The 13,146-nt window shown below is 70.2% G+C and carries 10 protein-coding genes; 3 read left to right on the forward strand and 7 right to left on the reverse strand.

Annotated elements, in window-relative coordinates:
* Positions 1-187: 187 nt before the first annotated feature.
* Positions 188-1,888, forward strand: coding sequence for an asparagine synthase B (gene asnB, locus ACYVAK_RS06270; RefSeq protein WP_461059065.1), 1,701 nt, complete (start codon positions 188-190; stop codon positions 1,886-1,888).
* A gap of 10 nt (positions 1,889-1,898) precedes the next feature.
* On the opposite strand, the gene ACYVAK_RS06275 is transcribed toward asnB, so the two are convergent.
* A complete protein-coding gene (locus ACYVAK_RS06275; protein ID WP_461059067.1) occupies positions 1,899-3,020 on the reverse strand; it encodes an META domain-containing protein in 1,122 nt (373 codons plus the stop codon).
* Positions 3,021-3,130: 110 nt separating this feature from the next.
* Between ACYVAK_RS06275 and ACYVAK_RS06280 the strand changes: the two genes are divergently transcribed.
* The gene (locus tag ACYVAK_RS06280) at positions 3,131-4,030 is read left to right on the forward strand and encodes a DUF808 domain-containing protein (RefSeq protein WP_461059069.1); all 900 of its coding nucleotides are present in this window, start codon (positions 3,131-3,133) and stop codon (positions 4,028-4,030) included.
* Between the two features lie 14 nt (positions 4,031-4,044).
* On the opposite strand, the gene ACYVAK_RS06285 is transcribed toward ACYVAK_RS06280, so the two are convergent.
* From ACYVAK_RS06285 to ACYVAK_RS06295, 3 genes are all read right to left on the reverse strand, one after another.
* The gene (locus tag ACYVAK_RS06285; RefSeq protein WP_461059071.1) at positions 4,045-4,818 is read right to left on the reverse strand and encodes a substrate-binding periplasmic protein; all 774 of its coding nucleotides are present in this window, start codon (positions 4,816-4,818) and stop codon (positions 4,045-4,047) included.
* A complete protein-coding gene (locus ACYVAK_RS06290) occupies positions 4,818-5,390 on the reverse strand; it encodes a hypothetical protein (RefSeq protein ID WP_461059073.1) in 573 nt (190 codons plus the stop codon). The genes ACYVAK_RS06285 and ACYVAK_RS06290 overlap by 1 nt, the downstream gene beginning before the upstream one ends.
* Positions 5,391-5,495: 105 nt before the next feature.
* A complete protein-coding gene (locus ACYVAK_RS06295; protein ID WP_461059075.1) occupies positions 5,496-7,877 on the reverse strand; it encodes a penicillin acylase family protein in 2,382 nt (793 codons plus the stop codon).
* A 91-nt stretch (positions 7,878-7,968) separates the two neighbouring features.
* Here ACYVAK_RS06295 and ACYVAK_RS06300 point away from each other — a divergent pair, with 91 nt between their 5' ends.
* The gene (locus tag ACYVAK_RS06300) at positions 7,969-8,817 is read left to right on the forward strand and encodes a M48 family metallopeptidase (protein ID WP_461059077.1); all 849 of its coding nucleotides are present in this window, start codon (positions 7,969-7,971) and stop codon (positions 8,815-8,817) included.
* A 31-nt stretch (positions 8,818-8,848) separates the two neighbouring features.
* Here ACYVAK_RS06300 and parC read toward each other — a convergent pair whose 3' ends face one another.
* From parC to ACYVAK_RS06315, 3 genes are all read right to left on the reverse strand, one after another.
* The gene (gene parC, locus ACYVAK_RS06305) at positions 8,849-11,098 is read right to left on the reverse strand and encodes a DNA topoisomerase IV subunit A (RefSeq protein WP_461059079.1); all 2,250 of its coding nucleotides are present in this window, start codon (positions 11,096-11,098) and stop codon (positions 8,849-8,851) included.
* Positions 11,099-11,183: 85 nt separating this feature from the next.
* Entirely contained in the window at positions 11,184-11,747 is a 564-nt protein-coding gene (locus ACYVAK_RS06310) for a response regulator transcription factor (protein WP_461059081.1), read from the reverse strand.
* Positions 11,744-12,994: an ATP-binding protein gene (locus ACYVAK_RS06315; protein ID WP_461059083.1), complete on the reverse strand. Its 1,251-nt coding sequence runs from the start codon at positions 12,992-12,994 to the stop codon at positions 11,744-11,746. Before ACYVAK_RS06315 ends, ACYVAK_RS06310 begins: the two co-directional genes overlap by 4 nt.
* Between the last annotated feature and the right edge of the window lie 152 nt (positions 12,995-13,146).

Below are 13,146 nucleotides of genomic sequence, written 5' to 3' on the forward strand. Positions count from 1 at the left end.
GCGGCGGGTTAGCGTCGGCCCATGCTGATGCACGCCCTCAACCGCAATAACGCCAATAACCGCAACGCCGAAAGGCGGCCGCGGCGTTAGGCGCGTTCAGTACATCGAACCTCGAACTCCGAAGGCCCGCCTGGCAACAGCGCGGGCCTTCTCCTTTTTGCGCTTTCGAAACCCCAAGGAGATTCCCATGTGCGGCATCGTCGCGATCTTCGGGCTTAAAGCCTCCACCGAACTCGAACCCTTGCGCCGGCAGGCCGTGCAGGCCGCGGCGCGCATCCGCCACCGTGGGCCGGATTGGAGCGGTGTGTACGCCGATGCCGGCGCCGTGCTGGCGCATGAGCGCCTCTCCATCGTCGACATCCACGGCGGCGCGCAGCCGTTGCGTTCGACCGACGGCGCGCTGGCGCTGGCGGTGAACGGCGAGATCTACAACCACCGCGAGCTCGAGGCCGCGCTTACCGTGCCCTATGCCTTCACCACGCAGAGCGACTGCGAGGTGATCAACGCCCTGTGGCGCGAGCAGGGTGCGGGCTTCGTCGATTCGCTCAACGGCATCTTCGCGTTCGCGCTGTGGGATTCGGCGCAGCAGCGTTATCTCGTCGCCCGCGACCCGATGGGCGTGATCCCGCTGTACTTCGGCCACGACCGCGAGGGCCGGCTGTGGGTGGCCTCGGAGATGAAGGCGCTGGTCGGCGTCTGCGACGACGTGGCGATCTTCCCGCCGGGCCACCTGCTGGATTCGGCGGACGGGCAGCTCCGCCCCTACCGCACCCGCGAGTGGCGCGACTTCGCCAAGGTCGACGGCCAGGCCATCGCGCCGGCCGCGTTGAAGGATGCGCTGATGCAGGCCGTGCGCCGCCAGCTGATGTGCGACGTGCCCTACGGCGTGCTGCTGTCGGGCGGCCTCGATTCCTCGGTCGTGGCCTGGTGCGCGGCGCAGTTCGCCAAGCAGCGCGTCGAGGATGACGGCAAGAGCGAGGCCTGGTGGCCGCGCCTGCACAGCTTCGCCGTGGGCCTCGAAGGCTCGCCCGACCTCGCGGCCGCGCGCGTCGCCGCCGAGGCGCTGGGCACCGCCCACCACGAGTTCCACTTCACCTTCGAGGAGGGGCTGGATGCGCTCTCCGAGGTCATCCGCCACATCGAGACCTACGACGTGACGACCATCAGGGCGTCAACCCCCATGTTCCTGCTGGCGCGGCGCATCCGCTCGATGGGCATCAAGATGGTGCTGTCGGGCGAGGGCAGCGACGAGGTGTTCGGCGGTTACCTGTACTTCCACAAGGCGCCGGATGCGCGCGAGTTCCACGCCGAGACGGTGCGCAAGCTCGACGCCCTGCACCAGTTCGATTGCCTGCGCGCCAACAAGAGCATGGCGGCCTTCGGCATCGAGGCCCGCGTGCCCTTCCTCGACCTCGCCTTCCTCGACACGGCGATGGCGATCGACCCCGAGCAGAAGCGCGTGCGTGCACGCGCGGTTGGCGGGCGCCCGGTGGAAAAGTGGCTGCTGCGCACGGCCTTCGAGGGCTGCCTGCCAGAGAGCATCCTGTGGCGGCAGAAGGAGCAGTTCAGCGACGGCGTCGGCTACGGCTGGATCGACGGCCTCAAGGCGCATGCCGAGGCGCAAGTGAGTGACGCCGAGTTCGCCGGGGCCGAGCGCCGCTTCCCGATCAACCCGCCGCAGACGAAGGAGGCGTACTTCTACCGCCGCATCTTCGAAACGCACTTCCCCGGCGGCGCGGCGGCGGCGACGGTGCCGGGCGGCAAGTCGATCGCCTGTTCCTCGCCGGCGGCGATCGCCTGGGACGCGGCCTTCGCCAAGGCGGCCGACCCGAGCGGCCGCGCCATCGCCGGCGTGCACGAACAGGCGGTGGCCGCGTCCGCCGGTTAAGGCGGAGGACTCAGTCGGTGCCTGGGCCCGGCGTGGCGACGATCACCGCGGTGTCGCCGGACATCAGCACGAGCGCCCCGGCTTCGTCGAAATCATGGCGACTCACTGTTGCGAGCGTCGCCAGGAAGGCCTGTTCCGTGGCCATGGCAGCTTCCGGGCACGCCATCAGGGTGCCTGCCGGCCGTTCGAACGCGAGGCGTTCGCCGGTGAGGACCGCGCCCGCCATCCAGCGATTGCAGCCAGCGAAGCCTGAAGCGCGCCCGTCGGCACTGAACCGCAGCGTCGGGGTTGGCGTCCCGACAGCGTTGCCGTCGAGAGTGGACACCGTCCATTCGCGGCCAAGGAGGAGATCGAGCGGATCACCGCCGCAACCGCGGTACGACGCGCCGTTGATGCGCACCGTGACGGTGTGCGGGTAAGGCATCCCGCTCATGCTGCTCCGGCAGATCGTGTCCGTCGAGGAAAGGGCGAGCGTCGCCCCGTCGCGTGCCGCGGAAATTTCGAAACCGCCCTCGCGTGTCGTGCGGCTCAGGTCGGTAAACACGTCGCTGGACGAATGGTCGACCGTGTTCCAGCGGACCTCCGTTGCATCGACCTGCGCCAGCCAGAACGGCTCATGGCCGCGTGCGGTGTAGGTACGGACCGCGTTCGACACGGGCGACTCCGTCTGCATTCCGGGGGGCGGCGTGGTGGTCGAGACGCCCGCCGCGGTGTCGACGGGCGTCTCGACGAGCACGCATTCCGGGTAGTCGCTGCCGGCCACGTTGAGCATCGCCGTGCCGCCTTTTTCCCAGAAATCGACGAGGACGCCGTCGGCGCGCCAGCCTTGGTAACGCGAACCCGACGCCACGGCCACCGGATCCAAGCGAATGGTCTCGCCATCGAGGCGCAGGGTCGCCGTGTGTTCGAAGTAGATCGCTTCGATCGCCGCGCCCGCGCAGTCGTAGTCCTTGGGGACGCCGATGGCTTTCGCCGCCGCCGGAGGCGATACCGTTGCGGTGGGGCCTGCGGACGGCGGAGGAGCGGCCGCGGTCTTGTCCGGTGCATCGGCTTGACCGCAGGCGGTCAGGCCGAAAAAAACGAAAAGCGCGACGCCACGACAGGCGTGGCGGTGGGTCAGGTACGGGTCCATCAGGCCACTCCGTCGAACTGGCGAAAATTGTGCCACGGGCTGAAAAGCCTCCGCATTGATGCCGCGGCGTGTGAAAATTCCCTTCACTCCCGCCCCTCAGAGACCGACCCATGGCCGGAAGCAGCCTGTTCGCCCTCATCGATGACATCGCCACCCTGTTGGACGACGTGTCGGTCATGACCAAGGTCGCCGCCAAGAAGACCGCCGGCGTGCTCGGCGACGACCTTGCCTTGAACGCCAACCAGGTCGCGGGGGTGAACGCCGATCGCGAGTTGCCGGTCGTTTGGGCGGTGGCGAAGGGCTCGAGCATCAACAAGCTCATCCTCGTGCCGACGGCGCTCGCCATCGCCGCGTTCGTGCCGTGGGCCATCCCGCCCCTGCTGATGGTTGGTGGGGCCTTCCTGTGCTTCGAAGGGGTCGAGAAGATCGCCCATCGCTGGCTCCATCCCGGCGAAGGCGAGGCGGCGACGGCCGCTTTGCGCGCCGCGCTGGCCGACGAGGGCGTCGACATGGTCGCCTTCGAACAGGAGAAGATCAAAGGCGCGGTGCGCACCGACTTCATCCTGTCGGCCGAGATCATTGTCATCGCGCTGGGCACGGTTGCCGCGCAGCCGCTGGTGACGCAGTTCGGCGTGCTCGCCGGTATCTCGGTACTGATGACGGTCGGCGTCTATGGCCTGGTGGCGGGCATCGTCAAGATCGATGACCTGGGTCTGTGGCTGCAACGGACCTCGAACACGGTGGGGCGCGCCTTCGGTCGCGCCCTGGTCGCCGGCGCGCCGCGTCTGATGCGATTCCTCTCCGTCGCGGGCACGGCCGCCATGTTCCTCGTGGGGGGCGGCATCCTCGTCCACAACATGCCCGCCGTCCACCACGCGGTGCAGGCGGTGGCTGCTGCGACAGGGCCCGCGTCGGACGTCGTTGCCGCCCTCCTTGCCGCGCTGGTCGGCGCCTGCGTGGGTGGGATCGTCGTGCTGGTCGTGGAAGGCGCCAAGCGCTTCCGTCGCTGAAGCGGCCGCGGGGCTCAGCGGACGGCATCCCGGGCATCGCCCCGGATGCGTCTTGCCTCGGCCTCGAGGTGCGCCATCGTGCCGTCGGCTTGCATGGACGCAACCTGTGCGTCGAACGCCCGGAGCAACGCGCCATCAGCGTCTTCTCGGGGCAGGGCGAGGTGGATGCCGATTTCGACGGCCGCTGCATCGCCGCGGATCAGCGCGGCGAATCGCGGGTCGTCCATCAGCCGCTCCGCGGCGAATCGATTGACCAAGGCGTAGTCGATCCGTCCGGACGCCAACTTGCTGAGGTTCTGGACGTCGCTGTCGACCTCCTCGACCTGCCAACGTGCCTCCCTGGCGCCCTCGTCCAAGTGCTCGCCGTACGACCAGCCGCGGATGACGCCCACCCGGCGCCCATGGAGGTCTTCCAGCCGGGTGAAGCGCGATGCGCCGTCGGCGCGGGAGTAGACCTCGATGCGTTCGACGGCGTAAGGGGCGCTGTAGGCCGCGAACGCCTCGCGCCGCGGCGTCCAGACCACGCCACCGGCCGCGGATCGGCCCGACTGGAGATCGCGGATCAGCCGCTTGAAGGGGACGGCGCGTACCTCCACGGGCCGCCCCAAGCGCCGGAAGACCTCGCGGACGATGGTCGGGTAGAGGCCCTCGGCGCGGCCATCGGGGCCCCGGTACATCGTCGGTGGGCTGTTGGCGTCGAACTGGACGACCACCGTGGACGCCGCCGCCGCCCCGCCGACCGCGACCAGCAGAAGGGCGCACGCAGCGGCGGAGCGCCATCCCGCCATCAGAACAACTCGATGTCGTCGCCCTTGCTGTTCATCTTGTCCATGAACTCCCTGATCGCCTGTTCGACGGTGAGGCCGCGCAACAGCACCGCTTCGAACATCTCCACTTCCTCCGGCATGGAGTAGCGCGCCCGGATCTTCCCCTGCAGCGCCGCCCATGCCGCTGCCGATGCCGCTTGGTCCTGGTCGCCGACCAGCTCGGCCAGCCAGGCAAGGCCGTTGTTGACGTGGGCAAGGCGTTGGGACAAGCGATCGTAGAACTGGAAGGCGACGATGGCCTGGTTGACCATGCCGGCGACGTTCATCGTCGCCATCATCAACTCCATCTTCACCGGCCCGGTCGCCTCGGTATCGGCGAGGCCGGAGATGCGCTCGTTGATCAGCTTGATGGTGTTGGCCATCGTCGTGAAGGTGCCGGTGAGCGCGTCCACGGAGGCATTGCTGTCGGTCATCGCGGCTTCGACCTGCGCCACCGCCAGCTCCATCATCAGCACTGTTTCGCGCAGATGGTTCCAGTCGGGCCCCGGGTTGTTGACCTGCGTGCCGCGAACCATGCCGTCATTGCCAGCCATGAGCTTCCCCTCGATGCCCCGATGCAACCCATAGTGGCGGAAACCGCCGCCGGCCCGCCAGCGCTTTCATGGCGGTTTGCCCAGTTTGAAGGTTGCAAGCCGTCATCACGGCGTGAGTTCGAGCCGTGCGTGCGCGGGTCCGGGCAGGAAGGGCGCCGTCCGCCCCGAGGCCCAATCGGCGTGACCGGCTCCCCAGAAGCGCGACAGGGGGTGTCCGACCTGGCCGCCCGGCAGTTGGAAGATCCCCTCCGTGCGATGCGCCGGCGAGACCACCAGGCGCTGGCTGGCTCCGAATGCAGGCGCCTGGATGCGCGGCATCTGCACGTCGCCCGGCAGGGGCTCCGACACCATGCACAGGGAGGGGCGCAGCCACTCCGGGACGCCGCTCGCCAGCGGGTGGCACACGCGGCTGAGATTGGCTTCGCCCCACGTCCGCGCCGTCAGCGGGCCGTCCCGACCGGCGCGGACGTCGGCGGCGGCGGCGGTGGCGGCATCGGCGAGCAAGGCCTCCCAGCTCTCGAATCGCGGTGGCAGGAGGTGCGCTGGCTGCCGCGTGACCAGGGGCCATAGGACGCCCTCGAGCTGCGGCAGATCGGGCATCACGAAGCGTTCCCCGAGCGCCGCCTTCGCCGGGCCCAGCAGGCCGTTGCGCACCCGGGCCAGCACTTCGAGCCGGAAGGCCCGGGTGAGGCGGTACCCGCTGGAATCGATCGAGGCGCGGCCGCTCCAATCGGCGGCGGCATCGGCGATCGATTCGCGCTCTGCGGGCGCCAGGGTCGCCGCGGTATCCCTCAGCAGTGCGTTCCAGCGTTCGAGGAACAGCGCGCGGTCGTCGAGTTGCAGCGCCAGAAGCGCCGGCTCGTCGGGCGTCGCTCCGGCCGCGAGGGCGTCTGCGATCTGCTTCTGCCGTGCGCCCAGCGCGTATCCCGCGTCGCCGATCAGGGCGAGCAGCTCGCCATCGGCGATCCGCGCATTCGCGGACCACAGCCGGCCCGAGGGGGGATCCACGAGTTCCGGTTGCAGCGGGGAATGGGCCGGATGCCAGCCCGCCCAGTCGCAGCCCTCCAGGGGCAGCAGCGGTGCCTTCGGATCGCAGCCGCCAACACGCACGGGGATGCGTCCGACGAGGCGCCAGGCGATGCGGCCTTCCGCGTCGCCGATCAGCATGTTCTGTGCTGGCACGCCGGCCTCGCGCGCCACGTGCAAGGCCTCGTCGAGGTCGTTGGCGCGCACGAGGTCGAGCAGGGCGAAGTTGAGGCTGCCGGGCAGCTGCGCCGTCCAGCGCAGGGCGAGCGCGCTGCCGTCAGGCCCCTCGTGGACGATCGGACCCCAACGGGTTTCGCGGACCTCAAGCGTTTCGGGCCGCGCACCCGCCACGTCGATGGTTTCGCGATGAACGACGATCTCGGCGTCGCCCTCCGGGGTGCGGTATCGCGTCTTCGCGGCATCGGCGAAATCCACGCGGAAGAAATCGAGCCAGTCGCCGTAGCTGTTGGTGAAGGTCCAGGCCACGCGGGGCGTGCTGCCGGCGATCACGCCCGGCACGCCGGGCAAGGTGACGCCGGTGACGTCCGCCCGCCCGTCGGGCGCCTGCGGGTCGGCGTAGCGGAGGCGGGCGCGATACCACAGGGACGGTGCCCGTAGGCCGAGGTGCATGTCGCCGGCCACGATGGCGCGGCCGTCCGCAGTGGCGACTCCGCCGACGGCGAAGTTGTTGCTGCCCGGTGCCGCGGGCTCGGCCGCCGCGAAAATCCGGTCCTCGGCAGGTTGCGGCAGTGTGCGTAAATCCAGCATGTCCGCTCCAGGCAGGATGGCATCGCCTCGTGCCTCGCCGAACAGCGGGGCGTCCCATGCCGTTCCGTCGCGCAGCAGCAGGTCGGCCAGTGGCGCCGGCAGGACGCCGCGGATGCGCCAGAGCGCGAGCTCGCGCGAATTCGCTTCGTCTTGCAAGTCGAAGAACATGGCGTAGCCGGTCAGCGCCGAGTCGACTTCGCTCCAGGGTTCCGGCGTTTGTCGCAGCAGGAGGTAAGGCCAGGGGCGGACTGCCAGCGAATCCAGCCCGGCGTTCACGCCCTCGGTGTAGGCCTTCAATGCCGCTGCGCGGGCTCCGGTGATTTCGGCCAAGGCCGCTTCACTGCGGGGACGCAGGCGGTGCAGGCGGTTGGTGCGATCCACCTCGAGCGCCCGGTTCCCGAACAGCGCGGCGAGCTCGCCGGCGGCGACGCGGCGGGTCAGGTCCATGTCGAAGAACCGCTCCTGGCCGTGCACGAAGCCGAGGGCACGAGCCATGTCCAACTCGTTCGCCGCTTCGATGTCGACCATGCCGTTCGCATCGCGCGTCACCGAGACGGGTGCCGAAAGGCCGGGCAGCGCGAGGCTGCCCTCGTAGGTCGGCACGCTGCCGCGGAGGAGCAGCCATGCGGCCAGAGCGACGAGGAGGGCGAGTGCCGCAAGCGCCCAGACAAGGCGGGTGATCCACGTCCGCATTTGGTCGACTCCCCTCGGATGAGCCGGCAGACTAGCTGAGCCCGATGGCCGGCGGGAGTGGCCCCGCCCTCGACCGAGAAGGAATGCTGCGATGCCGTGTTTCCACCGATTTCCGTCCGCGTCCCTGGCCTCCCGTCGTAGCGCCGGAATCGTCGTGATCGCGGCGGCCCTGCTGCTTGCCGGTTGCGCCACCTCGCCCACGGGGCGGAGCCAGTTCATCGCGGTCAGCGATGTGCAGATGGACCAGTTGGGCGCCACCTCCTTCGAGCGGATGAAGCAGAGCGACCGGCTCTCGCGTGACGCGCGAAAACTCGCCACGGCGCGTTGCGTGGTCGATGCCCTGATGCCGGCCCTGCCACCGGCCGGCCAGCGCGTGGCCTGGGAGGTCCAGGTCTTCGAGGACGCCAATCCGAATGCCTTCGCCCTGCCGGGCGGCAAGGTTGGCGTGAACACCGGGATGTGGACCGTCGCCAGGACACAGGACGAGCTGGCGGCCGTGATGGCGCACGAACTGGCGCACGTCGTGGCGCGGCACGCGGCGGAACGCGTCTCGCAGCAGATGGCGGCGGGCGTCGCGCTCGAAGCGGCGCAGTCCTACAGCGGATCGCGGACCTCGCCCGAGAACACGCGTCTGCTGATGGGCGCGCTCGGCCTCGGCGCCCAGCTCGGCGTGATGCTGCCCTTCTCGCGCGTGCACGAAACCGAGGCCGACGTGCTCGGCCAGCGGATCATGGCCGAAGCCGGCTTCGACCCGGCGGGTGCGGTCCGCCTGTGGCAGGGGATGATCGACGCAAGCCGTGGCGATCGCGTGCCGCAGATCCTCTCGACGCATCCCGACCCGCAGAACCGCATCGCCGCCCTGCAGGCGCGGGTGCCGGAACTGCAGCCGGTGGCGGCGCAGGCGCGCACGGACGGACGGCGCCCGGCCTGCCGGATGTGAGGCCGCGCGCCCCGGGCGCGCGACCGGTGCCTCAGGCGGCCTCGATCCGGTCCACTTTCTGGAACCCGCGCGGCAGCATCTGCCCGCGGCTCGCGCGTGCGCCCTCATAGGCTTGCAGGTCACGCCAGCCGAGCGTGAGCTTGCGCGCGCCGCAGAACAGCGTGGCCTCGCCGCCGTGGCGCACCACGGCGAGCGCGGTCACCACCTCCTCGCCGCTCTTCAGCTTCGCCGGCGGGATCTGGATCAGCTTGTTGCCCTTGCCCTTGTCGAGCTCCGGCAGTTCCTTCAGCGGGAAGGCGAGCAGATGGCCGGCGGTGGTGACCGCGACGACCCAGTCGGTGGCCGGGTCGTTCACCGGCACCGGCGGCAGCAGGCTGGCGCCGCTGTCCGGGTTGAACAGCGCCTTGCCCGACTTGTTGCGGCCGACGAGGTTCTCGAAGCGGGTGGTGAAGCCGTAGCCGAACGAGGACGCCAGCAGGAAGCGCTGGTCGTTCTCGGCGGCCAGCGTGGCCACCATCTGCGCGCCGGCCGGCAGGGTGAAGCGGCCCGTGATCGGCTCGCCGTTGCCGCGCGCCGAGGGCAGGGTATGGGCGCCCGTCGAGTACGCGCGGCCGGTGGAGTCGAGGAAGGCGGCCTGCAGGTTGCTGCGGCCGCGCGCGAAGCTCTGCAGCGCGTCGCCCTCGCGGTAGCTCAAGGACGCCGGGTCGACGTCGTGGCCCTTGGCGGCGCGGATCCAGCCCTTCTGCGACAGCACGATGGTGACCGGCTCGCTCGGCACCAGCTCGGTCTCGTCGATGGCCTGCGCGGCCTGGCGCGCCACCAGCGGGCTGCGGCGGGCGTCGCCGAACTTCTTCGCATCGGCCAGCAGCTCGTCCTTCAGCAGCTTCTTCAGCTTGGCGTTGCTCTCCAGCGTGGCGACGAGCTTCTCGCGCTCCTTGGCGAGCTCGTCCTGCTCGCCGCGGATCTTCATCTCCTCGAGGCGCGCCAGCTGCTTCAGCTTGGTCTCGAGGATGTACTCGGCCTGATCCTCGGACAGGCCGAAGCGCGCGATCAGCACCGCCTTCGGCTCGTCCTCGGTGCGGATGATGCGGATGACCTCGTCGAGGTTCAGGAAGGCGACGAGCAGGCCTTCGAGCAGGTGCAGGCGGCGCTCGACCTTGTCGAGGCGGTGCTTCAGTCGGCGCTTCAGCGTGTCGGTGCGGAACTGCAGCCATTCGCCGAGGATCGACTTGAGGCCGCGTACCTGCGGACGGCCGTCGAGGCCGATGATGTTGAGGTTGACGCGGAAGCTCTTCTCGAGGTCCGTCGTCGCCATCAGGTGGCCCATCAGCGCGTCGATGTCGACGCGGTTGCTGCGCGGGACCAGCACGAGGCGCACCGGGTTCTGGTGGTCCGACTCGTCGCGCAGGTCCTCCAGCCACGGCAGCTTCTTCGCGCGCAGCTGGGCGGCGATCTGCTCCATGATCTTCGACGGCGACACCTGGTAGGGCAGGGCCGTCACGACGATGTTCTGGCCTTCCTTGATGTACGTGGCGCGGGCGCGGACGCTGCCGTTCCCCGTCTCGTACATCGACAGCAGGTCGGCGGCCGGCGTGATGATCTCCGCGCCGGTCGGGTAGTCCGGGCCGCGGATGTGCTCGCACAGGTCGCGCGTGGTGGCGTCGGGGTCGTCGAGCAGGCGAACGCAGGCGCTCACGACTTCGTTCAAGTTGTGCGGCGGCACGTCGGTGGCCATGCCGACGGCGATGCCGGTCGTGCCATTGAGCAGCAGGTGCGGCAGGCGCGCCGGCAGCCACGTGGGCTCGTCGAGCGTGCCGTCGAAGTTCGGCGACCACTCCACGGTGCCCTGGCCGAGCTCGCCGAGCAGCACTTCGGCGATCGGCGTCAGCTTCGACTCGGTGTAGCGCATCGCCGCGAAGCTCTTCGGGTCGTCCGGCGAGCCGAAGTTGCCCTGGCCTTCGATCAGCGGGTAGCGGTACGAAAACGGCTGGGCCATCAGCACCAGCGCCTCGTAGCAGGCCGAATCGCCGTGCGGATGGAACTTGCCGATGACGTCGCCGACGGTGCGCGCCGACTTCTTCGGCTTGGCCCCGGCGTTGAGGCCCAGCTCGCTCATCGCATAGATGATGCGGCGCTGCACCGGCTTCAGCCCGTCGCCGAGGAAGGGCAAGGCGCGGTCGAGCACCACGTACATCGAATAGTCGAGGTAGGCGCGCTCGGCGTACTCGTGCAGCGGGATCTGCTCGAAACCGTGGAAGGCGGGGCGGGCGGGGTCGGTCATCGGAACGCGGGCAGCCGGTGGATCGGGGCCGCGAGTTTACCGGGTCGGCCGTCGCGGGCCCTGCGACAACGCCCGCCGGCCGGGGCTACTCGCCAGGCCCGCGCTCTGGCAGCGGTTTCTTGGCCAGTTTGCGCTGCAGGCTGCGGCGGTGCAGGCCGAGGGCGCGGGCGGCCGCCGAGACATTGCCGTCGTGTTCGGCCAGCACGCGCTGCAGGTGCTCCCATTCCAAGCGTTTCGGGTGCAGGGGGCCGTCGGACGGGCCGGGAAGGAGGTCCTCGTCCCCGTCGTCGATGTCGTCAGCGCCGAACAGGGCCCGAAGCACGTCGTCGGCGCTGACCGGTTTGGGCCGGTAGTCGGTGGCGCCGCGCTTGATGGCCTCGACGGCGGTCGCGATCGAGGCATAGCCGGTCAGCAGCAGGATCGGCGTGTCGGGTTGCCACACGCGCAAGGGCTCGATCAACGCGAGCCCGTTGTCAGCGCCGAGCTTCAGGTCGAGCACGATGCCGGAGAGGGGTTCATGGGCCAGCCGCAGCGCCTGCGCAGCCTCGGCGGCGTGACGGCAGGGCTGGCCGCGTCGTTCCAGCGCGCGCGCCAGCACGGCGGCGAAGGCCGCGTCGTCATCGATGAGCAGCACCGGGAGCGTCGTCATCGGGACACGCCCACCGAGGGTTCGAACGCCCGCCACGGCAGGTCGAGCCGGCTCAGGCTGCCCCCGCCCTTCGCGGGATGCACGTGCAGGGCACCCCCGAGATGCTCGATGGTCGCGTTGGCGATGGCGAGGCCGATCCCCAAGCCAGGCGAGTCCGGTTCGGCGGCGCGGCGGGCGGCGCGGCTGTCGAAGCCGGCGCCGCGGTCCTGCACGACGATCCGCAGGCCACCGTCGGGCCCCGGCTCCGCGCGGAGGGCAAGCCGGGCGTCCCCGGCGGCGATGCCGGCATCCGCGGCGTTCTCGAGCAGGTGGCCCAGGCTGCCCCACAGGGCGAGCGAGGGTTGCACGGTGCGCCCGGCGACCGCCGGGTCGACGTGCACCGTGAGGGTGGCCTGGGGGCGCAACAGCAGCAGGCGGTCCTTCAGGGTGTCGAGCATCGCCGCCAAGGGTTGTGGGGCGGGCGTCTCGCGCGTCGTCGCGGCGAGTCGGCGCACGGCATCGCGGGCGAAGGCGAGCTGCTGGGCCATCAGTGCGAGGTCCTCGCGCGAGGGGCCGTGGTCAGGATCGGCACGCCACTCGTCGACGAGCAGGGCGGCCGTGTTCAGCGGCGTGTTGATGTCGTGGGCCGCTGACGCGGATTGCAGTGCCAGGGCGTGCAGGCCCTCGTCACGCAGCCGCCGTTCGCGGGCGTCGCGCAGGGCGTCGTCCCGGGCCTTCAGTCGACGGGCCAGCGCCAGGCCGAAGACGCAGAACAACACCAGGCCGAGGATGAAGTTCGCCGCCATGCCGGTGAGGTGCAAATCGAACAGCACGGCGCCGTGCTGATGCGCCAGCGGCGGCGCGAACCGCGCGAGCAGGGCGTAGCCCATCGCGGCCGCGGCCCCGATGGCGAGCACCCGCGAGGGCGCCAGCGCCGTGGCGGTCAGCGCGACCGGCACCAGATACAGCTGGATGAAGGGGTTCATGACCCCGCCGGAGAAAAACAGCACCCACGTGAGGGCGACGAGGTCGATGCCGAGTCCGACCATCAGGCGCGCTTCGCTGGCCGGCTGGCGTTGGCGCCACAGGCCGATCAGGGCGTTCGACGCGCCGAGCGCGCACGCCCCGAGCAGCAGTGCGGGCCACGGCAGTTCGAGTCGCAGTGCCTCCTGGGCGACGGCGAACGCGATGAACTGGCCGGCCACGGCGCACCAGCGCAGGGCATACAGCGTGGCATCGAGGCTGTCGTGGCGGGCATCGGTGGACATGGGGCAAAGGGTAGCCCGCCGCGACCGGGCGCGGAGCGCAAGCGGGGTGCGACGTTGTGTCGCATCGCCGGCCTACGCTCGGCGGTTGCGACGTCGAGTGGCCGATCCGGGTCAGCGCCACCACCACCAGGCCAGCGCCGCCAAGGCGGCGC

Source organism: Silanimonas algicola, from assembly GCF_054777375.1.

What these genes read in the sequence shown, in the direction of transcription:
- ACYVAK_RS06275 (WP_461059067.1), bottom strand. Translation starts at nt 3,020, where the DNA reads ATGGACCCGTACCTGACCCACCGCCACGCCTGTCGTGGCGTCGCGCTT.
- ACYVAK_RS06310 (WP_461059081.1), bottom strand. Translation starts at nt 11,747, where the DNA reads ATGACGACGCTCCCGGTGCTGCTCATCGATGACGACGCGGCCTTCGCC.
- ACYVAK_RS06285 (WP_461059071.1), bottom strand. Translation starts at nt 4,818, where the DNA reads ATGGCGGGATGGCGCTCCGCCGCTGCGTGCGCCCTTCTGCTGGTCGCG.
- ACYVAK_RS06300 (WP_461059077.1), top strand. Translation starts at nt 7,969, where the DNA reads ATGCCGTGTTTCCACCGATTTCCGTCCGCGTCCCTGGCCTCCCGTCGT.
- ACYVAK_RS06280 (WP_461059069.1), top strand. Translation starts at nt 3,131, where the DNA reads ATGGCCGGAAGCAGCCTGTTCGCCCTCATCGATGACATCGCCACCCTG.
- ACYVAK_RS06295 (WP_461059075.1), bottom strand. Translation starts at nt 7,877, where the DNA reads ATGCGGACGTGGATCACCCGCCTTGTCTGGGCGCTTGCGGCACTCGCC.
- asnB (WP_461059065.1), top strand. Translation starts at nt 188, where the DNA reads ATGTGCGGCATCGTCGCGATCTTCGGGCTTAAAGCCTCCACCGAACTC.
- ACYVAK_RS06290 (WP_461059073.1), bottom strand. Translation starts at nt 5,390, where the DNA reads ATGGCTGGCAATGACGGCATGGTTCGCGGCACGCAGGTCAACAACCCG.
- ACYVAK_RS06315 (WP_461059083.1), bottom strand. Translation starts at nt 12,994, where the DNA reads ATGTCCACCGATGCCCGCCACGACAGCCTCGATGCCACGCTGTATGCC.
- parC (WP_461059079.1), bottom strand. Translation starts at nt 11,098, where the DNA reads ATGACCGACCCCGCCCGCCCCGCCTTCCACGGTTTCGAGCAGATCCCG.